Source organism: Candidatus Halobonum tyrrellensis G22 (genome assembly GCF_000495475.1).
Taxonomy (GTDB): domain Archaea; phylum Halobacteriota; class Halobacteria; order Halobacteriales; family Haloferacaceae; genus Halobonum; species Halobonum tyrrellense.
Map to the genome: position 1 here is coordinate 39,478 of NZ_ASGZ01000035.1, position 19,544 is coordinate 59,021.

Annotated in this window: 16 protein-coding genes; 11 read left to right on the plus strand and 5 right to left on the minus strand. The window is 73.2% G+C overall.

The window, feature by feature from the left end; translation table 11 throughout:
• The first annotated feature begins 60 nt into the window (after window positions 1-60).
• The 4 genes from K933_RS10855 to K933_RS18385 all read left to right on the plus strand — a co-directional run bounded on the left by K933_RS10855 (window position 61) and on the right by K933_RS18385 (window position 5,502).
• A complete protein-coding gene (locus tag K933_RS10855; protein ID WP_023394782.1) occupies window positions 61-2,061 on the plus strand; it encodes a class I adenylate-forming enzyme family protein in 2,001 nt (666 codons plus the stop codon).
• A 150-nt stretch (window positions 2,062-2,211) separates the two neighbouring features.
• Window positions 2,212-3,372 carry an acyl-CoA dehydrogenase family protein gene (locus K933_RS10860; RefSeq protein WP_023394783.1) on the plus strand — a complete coding sequence of 387 codons (1,161 nt, stop codon included), beginning with the start codon at window positions 2,212-2,214 and terminating at the stop codon, window positions 3,370-3,372.
• A gap of 165 nt (window positions 3,373-3,537) precedes the next feature.
• Window positions 3,538-3,903: a hypothetical protein gene (locus K933_RS10865; protein ID WP_023394784.1), complete on the plus strand. Its 366-nt coding sequence runs from the start codon at window positions 3,538-3,540 to the stop codon at window positions 3,901-3,903.
• Window positions 3,904-5,502, plus strand: coding sequence for a methyl-accepting chemotaxis protein (locus tag K933_RS18385; RefSeq protein WP_023394785.1), 1,599 nt, complete (start codon window positions 3,904-3,906; stop codon window positions 5,500-5,502).
• 110 nt (window positions 5,503-5,612) lie between these two features.
• Here K933_RS18385 and K933_RS10875 read toward each other — a convergent pair whose 3' ends face one another.
• Window positions 5,613-5,945, minus strand: a complete 333-nt coding sequence (locus tag K933_RS10875) for a BsuPI-related putative proteinase inhibitor (RefSeq protein WP_023394786.1) — start codon at window positions 5,943-5,945, stop codon at window positions 5,613-5,615.
• A 171-nt stretch (window positions 5,946-6,116) separates the two neighbouring features.
• Here K933_RS10875 and K933_RS10880 point away from each other — a divergent pair, with 171 nt between their 5' ends.
• Window positions 6,117-6,869, plus strand: a complete 753-nt coding sequence (locus K933_RS10880) for a DUF2797 domain-containing protein (protein WP_023394787.1) — start codon at window positions 6,117-6,119, stop codon at window positions 6,867-6,869.
• 16 nt (window positions 6,870-6,885) lie between these two features.
• Here K933_RS10880 and K933_RS10885 read toward each other — a convergent pair whose 3' ends face one another.
• Both K933_RS10885 and K933_RS10890 read right to left on the minus strand, forming a co-directional pair.
• Window positions 6,886-7,464 (minus strand): hypothetical protein, encoded by a 579-nt coding sequence (locus K933_RS10885; RefSeq protein WP_152529808.1) that lies wholly within the window; start codon window positions 7,462-7,464, stop codon window positions 6,886-6,888.
• 150 nt (window positions 7,465-7,614) lie between these two features.
• On the minus strand, window positions 7,615-9,894 hold the full coding sequence (locus K933_RS10890; protein WP_023394789.1) for a hybrid sensor histidine kinase/response regulator: 2,280 nt from the start codon (window positions 9,892-9,894) through the stop codon (window positions 7,615-7,617).
• A gap of 617 nt (window positions 9,895-10,511) precedes the next feature.
• Here K933_RS10890 and K933_RS10895 point away from each other — a divergent pair.
• Window positions 10,512-12,122, plus strand: coding sequence for a methyl-accepting chemotaxis protein (locus K933_RS10895; RefSeq protein ID WP_023394790.1), 1,611 nt, complete (start codon window positions 10,512-10,514; stop codon window positions 12,120-12,122).
• Window positions 12,119-12,883 (plus strand): bacteriorhodopsin, encoded by a 765-nt coding sequence (locus tag K933_RS10900; protein ID WP_023394791.1) that lies wholly within the window; start codon window positions 12,119-12,121, stop codon window positions 12,881-12,883. Before K933_RS10895 ends, K933_RS10900 begins: the two co-directional genes overlap by 4 nt.
• A gap of 37 nt (window positions 12,884-12,920) precedes the next feature.
• Here K933_RS10900 and K933_RS10905 read toward each other — a convergent pair whose 3' ends face one another.
• On the minus strand, window positions 12,921-14,654 hold the full coding sequence (locus K933_RS10905) for a DNA mismatch repair protein, muts family (RefSeq protein ID WP_023394792.1): 1,734 nt from the start codon (window positions 14,652-14,654) through the stop codon (window positions 12,921-12,923).
• Between the two features lie 305 nt (window positions 14,655-14,959).
• On the opposite strand from K933_RS10905, the gene K933_RS10910 reads away from it, so the two are divergent.
• The 3 genes from K933_RS10910 to K933_RS10920 are packed head-to-tail and all read left to right on the plus strand — an operon-like array spanning window position 14,960 to window position 18,089.
• Entirely contained in the window at window positions 14,960-16,135 is a 1,176-nt protein-coding gene (locus K933_RS10910; RefSeq protein WP_152529809.1) for a hypothetical protein, read from the plus strand.
• Window positions 16,132-16,905, plus strand: coding sequence for an ABC transporter ATP-binding protein (locus tag K933_RS10915; RefSeq protein WP_080509262.1), 774 nt, complete (start codon window positions 16,132-16,134; stop codon window positions 16,903-16,905). Before K933_RS10910 ends, K933_RS10915 begins: the two co-directional genes overlap by 4 nt.
• A gap of 2 nt (window positions 16,906-16,907) precedes the next feature.
• Window positions 16,908-18,089 carry an ABC transporter permease gene (locus tag K933_RS10920; protein WP_023394795.1) on the plus strand — a complete coding sequence of 394 codons (1,182 nt, stop codon included), beginning with the start codon at window positions 16,908-16,910 and terminating at the stop codon, window positions 18,087-18,089.
• Between the two features lie 219 nt (window positions 18,090-18,308).
• Here the strand turns inward: K933_RS10920 and K933_RS10925 are convergent, their stop codons facing one another.
• The gene (locus K933_RS10925; protein WP_023394796.1) at window positions 18,309-18,722 is read right to left on the minus strand and encodes a CopG family transcriptional regulator; all 414 of its coding nucleotides are present in this window, start codon (window positions 18,720-18,722) and stop codon (window positions 18,309-18,311) included.
• Between the two features lie 230 nt (window positions 18,723-18,952).
• On the opposite strand from K933_RS10925, the gene K933_RS10930 reads away from it, so the two are divergent.
• On the plus strand, window positions 18,953-19,544 hold a 592-nt coding region (locus K933_RS10930), incomplete at its 3' end, for a hypothetical protein (protein ID WP_023394797.1).

Genomic DNA, 19,544 nt, shown 5'->3' on the forward strand with positions numbered 1-19,544 from the left:
AGCGACTGCGGGCCGACGGCGAGACGGAAGAGTAGTAAGGCTGCCGTCCCCGGACCGGGTATGCGCGACTGGCTCGCCCACCGGGTCGCCGCGACGCCCGACGCGGAGGCGCTCGTCGCCGCCCGCTCGGGGCGGACGTGGACCTACGCGGAGTTGCACGACGCCGCCGACGCGATGGCGGGCCGCCTCGCCGGGCTGGGGGTCGAAGCCGGCGACCACGTCTGCGTCGCCATGCGCAACCGCCCCCAGTACGTCACCCTCCTCCACGCGTCGATGCGGCTGGGTACGCGGCTGGTCCCGGTGTCGGCGGACCTGACGCCGGCCGAACTCGCCCCGGCGCTCGACCGGGCCGACGCGACCGTCCTGGTCTGTGACGCCGACACCGAACGGACCGCCGTCGAAGCGACGGGCGCGGCGGAGGCGGACGCCATGACCGCGGCCGCCGAGGCGGCCGACCGCCCCGACCCGGGGACGGAGCCGCACCCGAACCCGGACCGCGCGGCGGACGCGGCGAACGCCGACGAGACCACCGAGACCGACGACGAGGACGCGACGAACGCCGACGAGGACAACGAGACCGACGACCCGACCCGGCGTGACACCGCACGCGACGAACCGGGCGCCGACGCGGCCGTCGAGTCGCCGGAGCACGCCGAGCCGAGCGTGCCGCTCGTCTCCGTGGACGAACCCCAGTGGGAGCGGGTCGCCTACCTCAAGTCGGCGCCCGACGGCGCCGTCGACCCGGCGACGTGGGAGCGGTCGGACCCGCTCGCGATCCTGTTCACCTCGGGGTCGACCGGCGCGCCCAAGCCCGTCGTGCTCACGATGGGGAACGTGCTCTCGTCGGCGGTGGCGTCGGCGTTCCGGCTGGGGGTCACGCCCGACGACCGTTACCTGGCGACGCTGTCGCTCCACCACACCGGCGGGATCATGCCGCTGTACCGCGCGACGCTGTACGGGACGAGCGTCGTCCTCCGGCGGTCGTTCGACCCCGGCGACGCGGCGGACGACCTCCGGAAGTACGACGTGACGGGCGTCTCGCTCGTCCCGACGATGCTCCGGCGGATGCTCGACGCCCGGGGGACGCTCTCGGACTCGCTCCGGGTGGTCCTCTTGGGCGGCGCGCCCGCGCCCGACGAACTGGTCGAGCGGTGTCACGACTACTCGGTGCCGGTCCACCCCACCTACGGGATGACCGAGACGGCGTCGCAGGTCACCACCGCCAGCCCCGACGAGGCCGCCGCCGACCCGGGGACGGTCGGCCGGCCGCAGTTCTGGACCGACCTCACCGTCCGCGACGAGGAGGGGGCGGTCGTCCCGGCGGGCGAGACGGGCGAACTCGTCGTCGACGGCCCGACGGTGACGCCCGGCTACTACGGCGACCGGGAGGCGACCGACGCGGCGTTCGGTCCCGGCGGTCTCTACACCGGCGACGTGGGCTACCGCGACGAGGACGGCTACCTCCACGTGCTCAACCGGGTCGACGACCGGATCATCACCGGCGGGGAGAACGTCGACCCCGGCGAGGTGGTGTCGACCCTGCGCGACCACCCCGGCGTCGTCGACGCCGCCGTCGCGGGCGTCCCCGACGACGAGTGGGGCGAACGCGTCGCGGCGCTCGTCGTCCCCGTCGACGGCGAGGCCGCCCCGACCGCCGACGAACTGGAGTCGTTCTGCCGCGACCGTCTCGCACCGTTCAAACTCCCGCGGACGGTCCGCTTCCGTGATGCGCTCCCGCGGACCGACACCGGGACCGTCGAGCGCCCCGCGGTCCGCGACCTGCTCGCGGCGGCGAGCGAGGACGACGACGAAACGGAGGATGAGAGCCCCGACCCCGAGACCGAGACCGGGGCGGAGGCGGAGACGGACCCCGCGGAGTCCGGAACCGACGGGGCGGACGGCCGCGCGTCGAGCGACCCGGAGACGGACGAGCGGGGAGCGGACGGCGGGACGAACGATCGCACGACCGACGGCGACGCGGACGACTCCGGGGACGCGAGCGACGAGGGGAGCGCGACCGACGGGACAGCCCCGACGGACGCGGACGACGACGAGGAGTGAGGCGGGCGACGTCCGCCGCCGCGACGCTCGACGCGACCCGGGAGTGACGCCCGGCCCGGACGCGGGAGCGGCGCCTCGCGGGCGCGTAAACCCGCTCCCACCGGTCGGGGGTTTCACGACCGTTATGGTTTCGGGGGTCGATGAGCGGGTATGGGCACGAACCTCGGTCTGCTCGACGAGTCGGTGGTTCCCGACCACGCGCGCGACGTGAAACGGGAGGCGCGGGAGTTCGCCGACGACCATATCGCGCCGGTCGCGGAGGAGTACTTCCGGGCGGGCGAGTACCCGTGGGAGGTCCTCGAAGCCGGCCAGGAGGCGGGGCTGGTCGGGCAGGACATCCCCGAGGAGTACGGCGGCCGCGAGTTCGACCTCCACCAGATGCTCGCGATGGCCGAGGAGTTCTACCGCGCGGACGCGGGCATCGGGCTCACGCTGATGCTCGCGTCGTTCGGCAACGAACTCGTCTACACGTACGGCTCCGACGACCAGAAGGAGGAGTACCTCCCGCCGGTCGCCGCGGGCGAGCAGATATCCGGGCTGGCGGTGTCGGAACCGCAGACCGGCTCCGACCTCGCGGGGATGACCACCTCCGCCGAGAAAGTCGACGGCGGCTACGAGTTGACCGGCGAGAAGTACTGGGTGGGCAACGCCGTCGAGGCCGACTGGCTGACCGTGTACGCCAAGACCGCCGACCGCGACGACCGCTACGGCAACTACTCGCTGTTCATCGTCGAGACGGACGCCGACGGGTACGAGGCGGAGCACATCCCCGAGAAGATGGGGATGCGCGCGTCGAAGCAGGGCCACATCGTCTTCGACGACTGCTTCGTCCCCGAGGAGAACCTGGTGGGCGCGGAGGGCGGCGGCTTCTACGCGCTCGCGGACTTCTTCAACCACGGCAGGGTCGTCGTCGGCGGTCACGGACTCGGGATGGCCGCCGCGGCCATCGAGGAGGCGTGGGAGTTCGTCCACGACCGCGAGGGGTTCGGCCGGAACATCTCGGAGTTCCAGTCGGTCCAACACGACCTCGCGAACATGCGCACCGAGTTCGAGGCGGCGCGCGCGCTCAACTGGCGCGCCGCCGAGAAGGTCGAGGAGGGCGACGACGCGGGGCTGTGGGCCGCGATGGCGAAGCTGAAGTCGACCGAGACGGCGGTCGACTGCGCCGAACGCGGGATGCAACTCCACGGCGGGCGCTCCGTCCTCGCCGACCGCCGCATCGCGCGCGTCTACCGCGACGTGCGCATCCCGGTCATCTACGAGGGCGCCAGCGAGATACAGCGCAACCTGGTGTACCGCCAGTCGGCGTAGGCCGGTCGCCCGGACGGACGCGTCCGGCGCGCATCCGGCGCACATCCGGCGCGCGGCCGACGGTCGCCGCGGACTGCCGGGTTCCGTTCGTCACGCCGACACGTAGACAATCGCCCGTGATATTTGCGGCGTTTCCGTTAAGCCGGGAGTCGTGGTGATGGGATCATGGCACTGGATCTCGCTGCACTCGACGCCAAGGAACTCGTGTTGGTCGTGGTCGCGCTCTTGGGGCTGATCCCGGTGGTCACCCAGCGCACCGAGCGGTCAGGGCTGTTCACGCTGGGGTACGTGCTGCTGTTCTTCGGGGCGGTCGCCACCAACGTCGAACACGTCGTGCTCGGGGGCGTGTTCGGCTTCCTCGAACACGCGGTCGGGATCGGCGCCGCGGGCGCGGTGTTCCTGCTCGCCGCCTACCGACGGCGACAGCGGATCCTCGCGGGCGACGAACGGGCCGTCGCGGCGGCCGACGCGGACGGGACCGATGAGGCGGACGAACCAGCCGCGGTCGCCGACGGCGGGGAGGCGGTCTGAGTGGTCAACGTCGCCGCGGTGTTCGACCTGATCGGGTTCGTCGGGTTCGCCGGCGCGGCGGGGTACGCCGCGTTGAACTACCGCGACGCCGAGGTGGAGTCGGGGTTCTGGGCCAACTACCTGCTCGCGGCGATACTCGGAGCGGCGTGGACTGGGGTCGTGCTCGCCGAGCACGCGGGGCTGGCGTGGGCGGTGCTCGACACGCTGAGCGTCTCGCTTCTGACCGCGACGGTCGCCGCGTTCGCGGTCGGCACCTCCGGGACGCTGTCGGTGGTCGACGACTCGAAGGCCGCCCGCGCCGACGCCGAACGCGAGGCCGAACGCGCGCGGACCGCGCAGGCGTCCGCCGAGACCGCCCGCGAGGAGGCCGAGCGCGCGCGCTCGGAGACGGCGGAGCTGAACGAGGCCATCGAGTCCGAGGCGTCGTCGTTCGGCGCGTCGATGGGGCGGGCGGCCGACGGCGACCTGACGGTCCGGCTGGACGCCGACGGGCGGAGCGAGGCGCTCGCGTCGATCGCGACGGCGTTCAACGGGATGATGGACGACATCGAGGAACTCGTCGCGGGCGTCGAGGGCGCGGCGGACCGCGTCGCCGACGCCTCGGGCGAGGTGGCCGAGGGGGCCGACCAGATCCGCGAGAGCACCGTGACGGTCAGCGGCGACGTGGAGACGGTGTCGTCGGAGACCGAACGGCAGGGCGAGCGGCTGCGCGAGGCGGCAAACGAGATGGGGCAGCTGTCGGCGACCGTCGAGGAGGTGGCTTCCTCGGCCGACGAGGTGGCGAGCGTCTCGCGGGAGGCGGCCGAGCGCGGCGAGGCGGGCGGGGAGTACGCCGCCGACGCGCTGTCGGAACTCGACGCGGTCGAACGGCGGGCGACCGAGGCGATCGGGCAGGTCGAACAGCTCGAACGCGAGGTCGACGAGGTGGGCGAGATCGTCGAGGTGATCGGCGGGATCGCCGCCGAGACCAACCTGCTCGCGCTCAACGCGAGCATCGAGGCGGCGCGCGCGGACACGTCGGGCGACGGGTTCGCGGTGGTCGCAGAGGAGATCAAGGTGCTCGCCGAGGAGGCGTCGACGGCGGCGGGCGACATCGAGGCGCTCGTCGGCGACATCCAGGCGGCGACCGACGAGGCCGCTGACAACATGCGCGCGACCGGCGAGCGGGTGCGCGAGGGCCGTGACACCATCGACGGCGCGCTGGGCGCGCTCGACGACGTGAGCGACCGGATCGAGGCGGCCGACGCGGGCGTCCAGGAGATCAACCGCGCGACCGACTCGCAGGCCGCCTCCACCGAGGAGGTGGTGTCGATGGTCGAGGAGGCCGCCGCCTCCGGCGAGTCCGCGGTCGACACCGTCGACGGGGTCGCCGCGGCGGCAGAACAGACCGCCGCCTCGACCGCCCAGATCTCCGAGCGCGCCGAGGGGCTGTCCGACCTGGCGACGGACCTGTCGGCCGCGCTCGCGCGCTTCGAGACCGGAGTCGACGGGGAGATGGGCGACGGAGCGGGCGGCCGCGACGCGGCGGGCGTCGGTCCCCGCGGGTCGGGCGCCGACGGCCCGGCGGTCGCCGACGGGGGCCGCGACCACGAGGAGTGACGCGGCCCGCACGGAACCGCGGACCGGACCGACCGAACCCGAGCGCCCGGGCGGACCCGGCCGAATCCGGTCGGGACCCCGGCTGAACCGGAGCGGGGCGACGCTCCGTCCTACACCGTCACCCGCATCTCCGCTTCGGCGTCGGCCTCGCGGGCGACGAGCCAGCCGCGGACGACGTACTCGCCGCTCTCCGCACCCTCCCACGTCGCCTCGAACTCGCGAGTCTCGCCGGGCCGTAGCTCCTCGTTGCCGAGCGCCATCGTGAACGACCGGCCCTCGCTCCAGCGCCACACCTCCCCACCGTCGGGTCGTTCGACGACGAACTCCGCGCGCTGGCCGTCCGAGAACGACAGCGACACCGGGCCGTCGCCGGTGTTCTCCACCGTCAGCCGCAGCGCGAGTCCCGCCTCGCCGGGTTCGACCGTCAGCGTCGCGTCGAGCACGGCCGTCCATCGACACCGCGGGTGAAGCTACTCCCGGACTCGGGAACCACGCGGTATGTACCGCTCGCGCTCGCCGCGTCCACGACGACACCGGCGTCGAGGGGCGGAGACGAAGCCGCCGGGGCGGCCGGGATGGACACGCCTAAAGCCGCGCGCCGACTACCCGACGGCGTGCAGATCGTCGGGTACGAGACGCCGGGCGGCGCGCTGTTCGTCAGCGACGGCCCCGGCGCGGCGGTCGACCGGGTTCCGCTCGACCCCGGCGACCGACTCGACTGGGCGCTCGCCGACCGCCACTGCGCGGGGACGGTCCACGAGGGTGACCACGTCGCGTGCGACGCCGAGGGCGCCCCCTACTGCCGCGACCACCGCTCGACGTGGGTGTGCGCGCGGTGTACCGGCACGTGTCTCAAAGACGAGATGGACTGTTTCGACGACCACGCGGTGTACCTCGCGGCGTTCGCCCCCGACACGTTCAAGGTCGGGGTGACCCGGGAGTGGCGCCTCGACACCCGCCTCCGCGAACAGGGCGCCGACCGGGCGGCGCACCTACGGACGGTGGAGAACGGTCGGGTCGCCCGCGAGCGAGAGGCGGGCATCGCCGAGGAGATACCCGACCGCGTGCGCGTCCCGACCAAGATAGCGGGCCTGGGTGCGACGCTCGACGCCGAGGCGTGGGACGACCTGCTCGCGGGGTTCGACCCCCTGGAGACGTTCGAGTTCGACTACGGTCTCGACCTGTCCGGGCGGCCGGTCGCGGAGACGCTCGCCGCCGGCGAGGTGGTCGGGACGAAGGGGCGCGTGCTCGTCCTCCGGAACGCGGGGACGACGTACGCGGTGGACATGCGCTCGCTCGTCGGCTACGAGGTGGAGTCCGGCGGGAGTCGGCGGGAGTTGCAGTCGAGTCTGGGCGCGTTCGGGTGAGACGGGGCTAGCGCCCTCACGCCTCGTCGACGGGTGCGGCTCCGCCCGCCCGGATGACCCCGAGCGCCACCAGGTACCCCGCGGCCGTACCGAGTAACACGCCCGGAACGACGATAGCGACCGCGATGGCGACCGCGAAAACGCCGAATATCAGCGCCCACACGGTGATCGCAACGGACCCGACGAGGGCGTCGCCCGGGGCACCGCCGGACGAGAGCCCCATCGCGGCGCCGACGCCCACCGCGGTCACGGCGTACGCGAGGACGATGGCGAGAAGCGGCGTCAGGACGATACCGCCCGCGAGTTCGAGCAGCGGACCCCGCCCGGTGAGACCCCACCGCCGGAGGAGGAGCGTGCCCGCCGCCGAGGCGACGAACGACGGCAACACCACCACGAGGCCGTGATACGCGAGCGGACGCCCGGCCATGTCGAACCCGGCGCTCGCGGCCCCCTCGACGAGGGAGGGGTGGTCGCCCGCGACGACCGGGACGCCGACGTACCCCACCAGCCCCGCGACCGACACCAGCGTCCCGCAGAGGAGACCCAAGAGAAACGCCCGGTCGCGGCGGAGTCGGGAGACGACTCTGAGTGGCACGGTCGATGTGGGTACGTCCCGCACGGGCTTGGGTAGGCGGGGCGTACCGCCGCCGTACGCCAGCGCGGGACCGTCGATGTCGAGGGTCGCGTACGGGCCGGCCACGAGCGCGGCCGCGGGAACCGCGGTGGCTGCGGACCCTGGCCGGGGTCACTCCCCCGACGCGACCCCGGTGAACTCGAAGCGCGCGCCGCCCGCGGGGCCGTCGGTCGTGTGCACCTGCCAGCCGTGGGCGTCGACCACCTCGCGGACGATCGACAGCCCGAATCCGGTGCCCTGGCTCGCCGTCGAGAAGCCCGCCTCGAACACCGCCTCGCGGTCGTCTGCGGGGATACCCGCCCCGTCGTCCGCGACGTAGAACCCGTCGTCCAGGCCGCCGACCGTCACCGTGACCCCCGTACCGCCGTGTTCGACCGCGTTGCGGAACAGGTTCTCGAACAGCTGTTCGAGTCGAGTGCCGTCCGCGCGAACCGTCCGGTCGGTCTCGACGCGGAGCCGCGCGTCGCCCGTCGGGACGTTCGCCCACGACCGCTCGGCGGTCGCCCCGAGATCGAACGTCGACGGGTCGTCGACCGCGACCCCGGACCGCGCGAGCACCAGCAGGTCGTCGATCAGCGCGGTCATCCGGTCGAGCGCACGCCGCGCGTCCGCGAGCCGGTCGAGGTCGCCCGTTTCCTCGGCCAGTTCGATCGACCCCTGGGCGACGTTGAGCGGGTTCCGGAGGTCGTGTGAGACGATCGACGCGAACCGGTCGAGCCGGTCGTTCGTCTGCTGGCGCTGTAGCTCGTAGCTCACCCACCGGCTCATGAGTTCGACCAGCGTCACCTCCCACTCGGAGAACCCCTCGGCGCGCGGCTCGCTCCCGTAGAAACAGAACGTCCCGTAGACGTCCTCGTCGTCGAACACCGGCGCACCGAGGTAACAGGTGATCCCCCACTCCGAGAACCCGGCGCGGTCGGTCTCCTCGGGCGCGTCGCGTTCGACGTCACCGATGGCGAGCGTCTCCCGGCGCTCGACGGCGATCTCGCAGTTGGTCGCCGACACCGGCACCACGTCGCCCTCGTCGATACCCCCGCCGTCGGCGTCGACCACCTCGAAGACGTACTCGTCGCCGCGGACCCGCGAGAGCGTCCCGTAGTCGACTCCGAGCTGTTGGCGCCCGAGTTCCAGCAGCGCGCGAACCTGCTCGTCGAACGACCGGTCGCGGTCGGCGATCACCTCGTACATCTCCCGGAGGACGCGCTCGCGCCCCCGCCGGTCGGTGATGTCCTGGTCGGAGACCACGATCTCGGTCACCTCCCCCTCGTCGTCCGTCACCGGCCTGAACACGCCGCTCACGACGCGTCGCCCGTCGGAGCTGACGACCTCCGTCTCGAACGGGACGTACTCGCCCGCGGCGGCGCGCTCGACCCACTCCTCGACGTCCCGTTCGAGCGCGTCGTCGTCGCCCCACCACGGGGTCTCGCTGAACGGCCGACCGACGATGGCGTCGAAGTCGGCGTCGATGTACTCCATCGCGGTCCGGTTGACGTCGCGCACCGTCCCGTCGGGGGCGAGCACGGCCGCGAGGATGTTGGGGTCCTCGAACATCGCCTCGTACTGGCGCTGTGCGCTCGCGAGTTCGAACTCGCGCGCCTTCCGGTCGGTCACGTCGCGGGTGAACCCGCCGATGTGCGTGACCGACCCCGCCGCGTCGGTGATCGGGTCGGCTTTGACCCAGACGTGGCGTCCGTACTCCTCGCTCTCGTTGACCCGGTACTCGATGTCGATCGACTCGCCGGCCGAGAGCCTCGCCATCGCCCGCCGGACCCGCTCGCGGTCGTCGGGGTGGATCGCGTCGAGGAACGCGCTCGCGTCGTCGTGGAGCGTCGACCGCGGCTCGCCGTACACCTCCTCGTAGGACTCGGACATGAACACGACGTCCTCCCAGTCGTGCGAGAACAGCCACAGCACGTCGTCGGCGCTGTTGGCGAGTTCGGAGAACAGCCGCTGGGTCTCGTCCACCGAACTCCGGGCGCGTTCCCGTTCGACCACGTTCACGATCCGGTTCGCGAGGACGGCGTAGTGGTCGGTCCCGGTCTCCTTCTGGAGGTAGTCGGTCGCGCCGGCCGTGATCGCCTCGCTCGCGACCTCCTCGGACCCCTTGCCGGTGTAGAGGATGAACGGCAGGTCGGGCCACTCGGCGCGGATCGCCTCGAGGAAGTCGATGCCGTTCCGACCCGCCATGTCGTAGTCGGAGACGACGCAGTCGAACTCCGCGTCCGCGAGCAGGTCCAGCCCCTCGCCCGCGCTCGCCACCGTCTCGACGGCGAGTCGGTCGTTCGTCCGTTCGAGGAACGTCGCGACCAGGTCGCCGAGACCCGGTTCGTCGTCGACGTGGAGGACCCTGATCGTCCCCGTCGCCGGCGGCGCGGCCGCGACCCCGCTCATGCGACCGTCGCCCGCGGGGGGGCGGTGCCGACGCTCAACGAGGCGCCGTCCGCGCCCGCAGTTCCGGACGACGACACCGACCCGCGAGCGGACGCTCGCCGGGGGGTGCGGAACTGGGCGACGACGGCGCCGGGCGTGTAACCCCGGCTGGAGTGCGTCGGTGTCATAGGCGTACTGTCCCGTGCGCTCGGACGGTTCGGGGGTCGTCGGGTCCCGGTGAGGGGGGGTGCCGGGTCCGCGTTCGACCGACGGAACCGCGACCACGTCGTGACACGGCTGCGGATACTTTACGAAACGGACTCAGCGATAAATATGTGGTGGATACGCGTCGGTCGGCGGGGCGGCGAGCGGTCCGTCGGTGTCGGAACCGTCGGATCCGGTCGCTCGGGCGGGTCGTGCCCGCCCCCGGCTGACCGGGGAACGACCCCGTTCGCGGCGGTCCGCGCCGTCGTCGCCCGCCCGAACGGGACGACCGACGGGTGGGAGACGCCGACGCGCCGTCCGTCACCCGACGGACTCCGTCCGCGGAGGCTCGGTCCCTAGGAGGCGGCCCGAGACTCAGAACCGATATTTGACGACGAGGGTTGATGGGGGGGCGAGCCGTCGGACCGCGCAAGATGGTACGACTACTCCGACGGAGCTTCGCGGCGAAGCTCCTCGTCGGCTTCGCGCTGACGACGGCCGCGACCGTCGGCTACGGACTCGTGACGGGGAACGTCGTCGGGACGATACTGATGTCGACCGCCGGGCAGGTGGTGCTCGGGGCGTACCTCGGGACGAACACGGTCGTCTCGATGCGGACGCTCGAAGCACAGACCGAGGCGATCGCCGACGGCGACCTCGACGTGCGCGTGCGGGCCTCGCGGGTCGACGAACTGGGTCGGGTGTACAACTCCGTCGACCGGATGCGCGGGTCGCTCGCGGCGCGGATCGCCGACGCCGACGAGGCGCGGGCGGAGGCCGAGGCGGCCGAGGAGCGCGCGCAGTCGATGGCGGCCGACTACCGGCTGACGGCGAGCGACTACGCCGAGACGATGCGCGCGGTCGCCGCCGGCGACCTGGGGCGGCGGGTCGACGTCGACCGCGACCACGAGGCGATGGAGACGGTCGGCGAGGCGTTCAACGACACCGTCGACGAACTGGAGGCGGCGCTCGCGCGGGTCAACGCGTTCGCGGCCGACATCGCCGACGGCGCCGTCGACGTGCGCAGCGCCGCCGAGCGGATCGACGACCGCACCGACGACGTGCTCGCGGCGACCGACGACATCGACGCCGCGACCGACGAACAGCGGGCGACCGCCCGCGAGGGTGCCGACGAGACGGCCGACCTCTCGGCGACCGCCGAGGAGGTGGCCGCCACGACCGAGTCGCTCGTCGAGACCACCGACGAGGCGGCCGACGCCTCCGCGGACGCGCGGGTGGCCGCCGGCGACGCGATCGAGACGATGGACGACGTGGACAGTACGATGAGCGACGCGGTCGACCGGATCGAGACGCTCGACGATGCGACCGCCGAGATCACCGAGGCGGCCGAACTGATCCGCGAGATCGCCGAACAGACCAACATGCTCGCGCTCAACGCGAGCATCGAGGCCGCCCGCGCCGGCGGCGGGGGCGACGCCGGCGCCGACGGCGAGGGGTTCGCGGTCGTCGCCGAGGAGGTCAAGCGGCTGGCGGAGGACACCGGCGACCGCGCGGACGCCATCGCGGGGATGATCGACGAGGTGCGCACCGAGACCGAGCGCGCGGTCGAGTCGATCCGCGCGACCAGCGAGCGGGTGAGCGACGGGTCGGCGACCGTCGCGGAGGCGGTCGACCGCCTCGACGATATCGCCACCGCCGTCGAGGACCTCGACCAGGGGGTCCGCGAGATCAGCGACGCGACCGCCCAGCAGGCGTCGGCGGCCGCGGGCGTCTCCGAGACGATCGACACCCTCGCGGCCAACAGCGACCGGACGGCCGAGCGCGCGGCCGCCGCCAACACCGCCGCCAGCGAGCAGTCGCCCGCGGTCGACGCGGTGGTCGAGGAGTCGGAGGCGTTCCGCGAGCGGTCGGCCGACTTACTCGACGCGCTCTCGACGTTCGAGGTGCGCGAGTCGGCCGCCGACGGGCCGGCGGGCGGGGCTTCGGCGGGCGGCACCGCGGGACCGTCGGGGTCGACCCCGCGGGCGGTGGGTGACGGCGGCGTCGAGACCGACGGCGGCCGCGAGGGAGGTGACGGGCGATGATCGGCGGTCTCGACGCCGCGACGCTCGAACCGCTGGTGTACGCGACCGGGACGCTCGGCATGCTCGTCGGCGTCGCGGTGGTGGCGTCGCTGCTGCGGGACGACTCGCTCGACGCCGACGCGGGCGAGTTCCGCCGCCTGCTCGTCGTCCCGGCGTTCGCCGCGCTGGCGTACCTGTCGATGACGATCGGGCTGGGGGCGGTGGTCGGCGGCGGCACGGAGGCGCAGGCCGCCCGCTACCTCGACTGGTTCGTCACGACCGCGGTGATGGTGTGGTACGTCGGCCACGTGGTCGGCGTCGACCGCAAGTGGCTGGCGACGGCCGCCGGACTCGACGCGCTGTTCATCTCGGGCGGCTGGGTCGCGACGACGACGACCGGCGCGGTCAAGTGGGCGGCGTTCGGCGTGAGCTGTCTCGCGTTCGCCGCGACGATGGTCGTCCTCTTCCGGGTGTACCCCGCGAACGCGGGCGAGACGACGCCCGAGCGGCGTCGGCTGTTCCTCCGGCTGCGCAACCAGAGCAGCGTCGTCTGGCTGGTGTACCCGGTCGTCTGGCTCGCCAGCCCCGCCGGCTTCGACGCCGTCTCGACGCTCGGGACCGCGATGCTGGTGACGTTCCTCGACGTGGCCGCGAAGGTGCCGTACACGTGGGTCGTCTACGAGCACCGCGGCGTGTTCGGCCGCGACCGGGACGACCCGACCGTCGCCGACGCCGACGACGACCCCGCGACGGCCGACGCGCCGCCCGCGACGGCCGACTGAGCCCCGGCGATACCGGCCCGTCCGCGCTCCGCTCTTGTTACTCCTCGGTCCACTCGACGTCCGAGAGCGTCCGCTGGACCGCCTCCTCGCCGACCGCGGCCGCGAGCCGCTCGAACCCCGCGCGCTCGGCGCGGTCGCCCGCGTTGGCGACCAGCCGCGAGACGATGAACTCCGGGGTGGAGCGGCCGACGGTGCCGAACCGGGGCTGGTAGTCGACCTCCAACTCCAGACCCTCGGTCAGCCCCTCCGCGAAGATGCCGTCGATCCGCGCGGCGTCGGGCAGCGGCGAGAGGTCGTCGGCGAGGTGGGTGACGTACACCCCGAGCGCGCCCCGCTCGACGGTGAGTTCCACCAGCCCGTTGAGCAGGTCCGCCGCCCGCCCGGGTTCGGTGATCGCCTCGAACTCGTCGACGAGCATCAGCGTCCGGCCCTCCCCCGACAGCGGCGGCACGATCGACTTGAGCGTCGACTCCAGCACGCCGGCGTTGAACGAGGCGTGCCGACGGTGGAAGACGACCGCGTCGAACCCGCCGACCGCGGCCTCCTCGGCGGGGACGGGCAGCCCCATCGACGCGAGCACCACCACCGCCGCGAGCGTCTCGAGTAACGTCGTCTTCCCGCCGGAGTTCGCACCCGTCAACACCGCGACCCGGTCGTCAGACGGCGCGGCGTCGCCGAGCGGGTGGGCGCCGACCGCGTAGGTGACGGGTTGGACCTCCCCGTCGACGAAGAGGTTGCGCGCCTCCCGGACCGCGATGCCGTCGTCGGCGGGGTCGGGCCGCGTGAGGTCGTACTCGACAGCGAACCGCGCGAGCGACAGCAGGAACGCGATGTCGCCGGCCGCCTCGACCGCCCGCTCGACGTCGTCGCCGGCCGCCTCGACGGCCGCCTCCAGTTCCGCGCGGACCGTCTCCTCGCGCTCGGTCACGTCCGCGTCGAGCGCCGACGACAGCTCCCGGAGCGTCCCGCTGACGAAGTCGGCGGAGTCGACCGCGCCGTCGGGCGACGCCGAGCGGACCCGTCCGCGGGTGAGGTCGGTCTCGTCGGCGACGTACTCCACGACCGCCGACTCGAACGCGTCGGCGTCGCGCACCCCCCGCTCGCGCACCGTGTCGATCACGTCGAACGCGGAGTCGGCGAGCGCCTCGACCGCGTCGCGTCGCTCGCGCAGGCGGTCGAGCTCCTCGTCGGCGCCCGCCGCCACCCCTTCGTCGGTCAGCGCGCCGAGCGCGTCGGCCGCCCCCGCGAGCGCGTCCTCGTCGACGCCGTCGAGCGCCGCGAACGTGCCGCCGCGCAGGCCCGCCGCCCGGAGCGCGAGCGCCGTCTCGACCGCCGCGCGGTCGGTGCCGCCCGCCTCGTCGTACCGGTCGAACGCCGCGAGCACGGCCGCGCGGGCGTCGTCGTCGAGCCCCGCCCACGCGTCGCGGGCTTCGAGCACGTCGTCGAGCCGCGCCGCCCGCTCGGCCTCGTCGGGCAGCGGCGTGAGCACGCGCACCCGGTCTGCGGCGTGGTCGGTGACCGCGAACTCCGCCGCGAGCGACAGCAGCCGGTCGTACACCTCGCGGGCGTCCTTCGTGGCGAACAGGTCCATCCCGCCCCCGCCGTTCGCCCGGCGGAGCACCCGCGTCGCGCGGCCGCGCGTCACCCCGGCGTCGACGAGCGCGCGCACGTCGGCCGACTCGATGGCCGCGACGGCGCGCTCCTCGCCGAGCGCCTCCCGGAGCGTCGCCGCCGTCTTGGGTCCGATCCCCCAGTAGTCCTCGAGTCTCATACCCGCCCCTCCGACCGGGGTGGCTTTGGGGGTACCGATACCGGGCCGGGCGGCCCGCGCGAGACCGAGCGGGAGTCGGCGCCACCCGGCGGGACCGCGCGAAACCGTGAGAACCAGCGGTCCCGCCCCGCCCGCCGCCGACGGTCCGACGCCGCGCCGACCGGCGGGGCGACGCCGCCACCGCGGCGTGCGTGCCGCTTTGCGGCTAGTTGGTTTCGACTCCCCGCCCGGCTCCGATCCCGCGTTTTCGCAGCGGGAAGTTCGTCGTCGGGGGCTATTGGGTTCCCCGGCGACCGGACGACCACATGCCCCGCAGCCGAACTACAGCGGCCCTCTTGGTAGCGCTCGCCGCGGTCACCGCGACCGCGGCCGTCCCGGTCGCCGCCGACACGTTCGCGTCGGTGTCGGTCGACCCCTCGACCGACCGGCCGGTGGTCGAACAGTCGTTCCCGATCGACGTCACCGTCTCGAACGCCGCCGACAGCGACGGCGACTACGTCGTCACCGAACTGCAAGTACTCGAGGGGCCCGCGCCCGACGCTGACGAGATCGAGACGCGCGACTCGGTCGCCGAGCGGGTCCGCCCCGGCGAGCGCCGGACGGTGCGTATCGAGCCGACGCTGAACGAGACGGGCGAGCGGACCGTCTACGTCCACGTCACCCTCCTCGACGACGTGGAGTCGCGCCGCGTCGTCCAGCCGGTCGAGGTGACCGTCCGCGAGCGCCACCCCGACCCGCAGCTCGAACTGTCGGTGGCGGAGGCGGTCGCGGGCGCCGAGCGGACCGTCAACGTCACGGTCGCCAACGGCCACAACGCGTCGATCCGCCGGCTCGACCTCTCGGTGTCGGCGGCCGACGACGCGGTCGGCTTCGACACCGAGAGCCGCGTCGACGCCGTCCTCGGCGGCGAAGCGTCGTCGACGTACTCGTTCCCCGCGCGGGTGAACGGAACGGGACGGTATCCGGTCGACGTGTCGCTGTCGTACACCGCCGACGGCGAGCGCGAGACCGTCTCGCGGACGTTCACCGGCGACTTCACCGCGCCCGAGAACCCCGGCCGCGTCCGCCTGACCGGCGTCGACGTCGTCCGCGAGGAGGGCGCGCTCGCGGTGTCGGGGAGCGCGAGCAACGTCGGCGGCGACGCGGTGTCGAGCGTCGTGGTGAGCGTCGTCGACGGCGAGCGGGTCGGACCCGCACCCCCCCAGCCCGACTACTTCGTCGGCACCGTCGAGTCGAGCGACTTCGTCTCGTTCGACCTCAACGCGCGCGCCGACGGGAACGCGACCGTCTCGTCGGTGCCCGTCCGCGTCGAGTACGTCGTCGACGGCGTCGAACGCTCCTACCGGACCGACGTCCCGGTCGGCCCGGAGGCGCAGGCGACGCCCGAACCGGCCCGGCAGGACGGCGGACTCCCGGCGGTGCCGCTTGCGGTCGGCGGGGTCGTCCTGCTCGGCGTGCTCGCGGTCGCGTGGCGACGATGACCGCCGAGCCGTCAGCCGGAGTCCCCGACGACGGGACGCGCGCGAGCGACGCGAGCGAGACGGACGGCGCGAGCGAGACGGACGACGGCCCGGTGATCGTCGGCGAGGGCGTCGTCAAGGAGTACGAGACGGGCGGCGAGACCGTCCGCGCGCTCCGCGGCGTGGAGTTCCGGATCGACCCCGGCGAGTTCGTCGCCATCGTCGGCCCGTCGGGCAGCGGGAAGTCGACGCTGCTCAACGTGCTCGGCCTGCTCGACGTGCCGACGCGCGGCGACGTCCGCCTCCAGGGGACCGACGTGTCGACGTTCTCCGACACCGAGCGCACCCGCAGGCGGAAGGAGGTGGTCGGGTTCGTGTTCCAGAGCTTCCACCTCGTCCCGACGCTGACGGCGGTCGAGAACGTCGAGATCCCCCGCCTGCTCGACCGGACGCCCGCGGCGACACGCGAGACCGCCTGCGACCTGCTCGACCGGATGGGGCTGGCCGACCGCCTCGACCACTACCCCGACGAACTGTCGGGCGGGCAGAAACAGCGGGTCGCCATCGCCCGCTCGCTGGTCAACGACCCCGACCTCCTGCTCGCGGACGAACCCACCGGCAACCTCGACCGCGAGACGGGCGACCGGATCCTCGCGGAGTTCGAGCGGATCACCGACGAGGGGGTCGGCGTCGTCACCGTCACCCACGACGACTACGTCGCGGAGTTCGCCGACCGGACCGTCCACCTGGTCGACGGGGACGTGTTCGCCGACCCCGCGGAGGCTCGGTAGCGATGCGGCTCCTCGACCGCCTCTGGGGGGCGTTCCCGACGTTCCTGATCGCCCGGCGGAACATCACCCGCGCGCGCACCCGGTCGGCGCTGGCGGTCGCCTCCATCGTCATCGGCGTCGTCGCCATCGGCGCCATCGGCGCCGGCGGCGTCGCGTTCAAGGAGGCACAGATGGGCACCCTCGGCACCATCGGCTCGGACATCCAGGTGTACGCCGGCCCGGACAAGGAGCCGGGGCACCTCACCGCGGCCGACGTCGACACCGTCGACCGCGTCACCGGGACCGCCGACATCGTCCCGCTGAAGCGGGGCGACGGCGTCCTCGCCGGCCGCGACGGCGACCGCACGGGCGTCACGCTGTACGGCGTCGACGACCCGCGGGAGTTGTACACGGTCGACGAGGGGGACATTCCGGGCAACTGGCGCAACGGCGCGCTCGTCGGGCGGACACTCGCGGACGAACGCGGTCTCGAACCCGGGGCCAAACTGACCGTCAACCGGTCGGACGTCCGCGACGGGGAGGTCGTCACCAGCCTGGAGACGTACCGCGTCGCCGCCGTCCTCGAAGACGAGGGACGCGCACAGGTCGCCCGCCCCAACGGCGCGGTCGTCCTCCCGCCCGGCGAGTTCGAGGACGACATCTACGCGCAGGTGGTCGTCCGGACGGAGAACACCCGGCAGGCGAACGCGACCGCTCGGGACGTTCGCGCCGCGTTCAACGACCGCGAGGAGCGAGTCGACATATTCGAGCGCGGACAGGCCGCAGACCGGATCGACCAGGCGTTCGCGCAGGTCAACCTGTTCCTGGTCGGGATCGGCGCCATCTCGCTTTTGGTCGCGGGCGTCAGCATCGCCAACGTGATGCTGATGTCGGCCATCGAGCGCCGCGAGGAGATCGGCGTGCTTCGCGCGGTCGGCTACGAGAAGTTCGACATCCTCCGGGTCCTGCTGGCCGAGGCGACGCTTCTGGGCGTCGTCGGGTCGTTGCTGGGCGCGCCGCTCGCGCTCGCGATCACGGCGCTGATCAACGGCGCACTGTTGGACGACCCGCTGGCGTTCACCGCCGGGGCGTTCGGCTACGTCGCCGCCGGCGTCGCGTTCGGCGTCGTCGCGAGCGTGGTCGGCGGACTCTACCCCGCCTGGAAAGCCGCCCGCGAGCGACCCGTCGAGGCGCTCCGCGGGTGAGGTGATGCGGGGTGAGGGAGAGGAGACTGGTCCCCCTCCGGCCCTCCAGCGGTCGATTCGGTCGATCGGCTCTCCAACGTTCGATTCGGTCCCCCGCTCCTCCTCCAGCGGTCGACCCGCCCGCTCGGCTCCCCCGACGCGCCGCTCCGCGGTCGGCGTCGGTCGGACCGCCCCGTTCGAACCCGCGGATTCGCGGCCCCCAGGCCGGCCCCCAGTCGGCTACAGGCCGCTCTGTGCGCCCGATCCGCCCGTCTCCGCGCGGTCACGGTAGACGCGGAGCAGTTCCTCCAGTACCATGCCGGAGCGGTCGGTCACGTCGTAGTTCTCGTCGATGAACGTCTCCGCCTCCTCGAACTCGTTGCGGAGCCCGTACTGGCGCACCGTGATCACGGCGTTGAGGAAGTCCCGGCCGCCGTCGGCCCCGAGCAACACCGGTTCCTCGTCGAGGTCCAACTCGTCGCGGATCTCCGCGTAGTTGAACGTCTCCGGCTCCCAGTCGTCGTCGACGATGGCGAGGACGTACTCCGCGGAGAAGCGGTAGAACTCCGACTTGCTCTCGAACGTCCCCTCCTCGACCAGTCGGTCTATCTCGTCGACGACCGCGTCGGGGTACCTGACCGTGTCCTTTGCCATGCGATACGCTCCTTTCGTAGCTCGTACCGGCGGGAGGGTATAGAACTTTTGGCGCTGACAGGTCACCCGTTCGCGGCGGTCTCAGGGCGTACGAGACGCTATCGGCGCCGCTCGACCCGCCAGACCCGTTCCGCGCCGCCGCTCCGAGTATCCGATCTGAGTCTCGGGAGGGGCGTTCTCGGGTCGGACGACCGACAGCTACTTGCGGCGTCTCGGTCCCATCGGACCCGATGCCCTCCCGTTCCGAGGCGCCCGCCGACCCGCGGTTCGTCGACCGCTGGGACGGCGGGTTCGGCTGGGTCGCACACCCCGACGAGACGCTCCGGCGTGCGAGTCACGCGCTCGCGACCGACGACGGCGTCTGGCTGGTCGACCCGCTCGACGCGCCGGGCGTCGACGACCGGGTTGCCGAACTCGGCGAGGTGGCCGGCGTCGCCGTCTGTTCGAGTTGGCACGCGCGCGACGCCGGCGCGTTCGCCGACCGGTACGGCGTCCCGGTCTCCGTCCCCGACCACGTCGGCCGGGTGGACGCGCGCGTCGACGCGCCCGTCGAGCGGGTGTCGGGGCGGCTCCCCGGCACGGAGTACCGGCTCGTCGGGTGGACGCCGCTGCCGACGTGGCACGAGGCGATGCTGTACCGCGCGTCCGACGGGACGCTGTACGTCCCCGAGGCGCTCGGCACCGCGCCGACGTTCCGCGCCCGCGGCGAGCGGCTGGGCGTGTCGGCGTACGCGCGCCCGTTCCCGCCGCGCGGGCCGCTCGCGCGCGTCTCGCCCGACCGGGTGCTGGTCGGCCACGGGGTCGGCGTGTTCGACCGCGCGG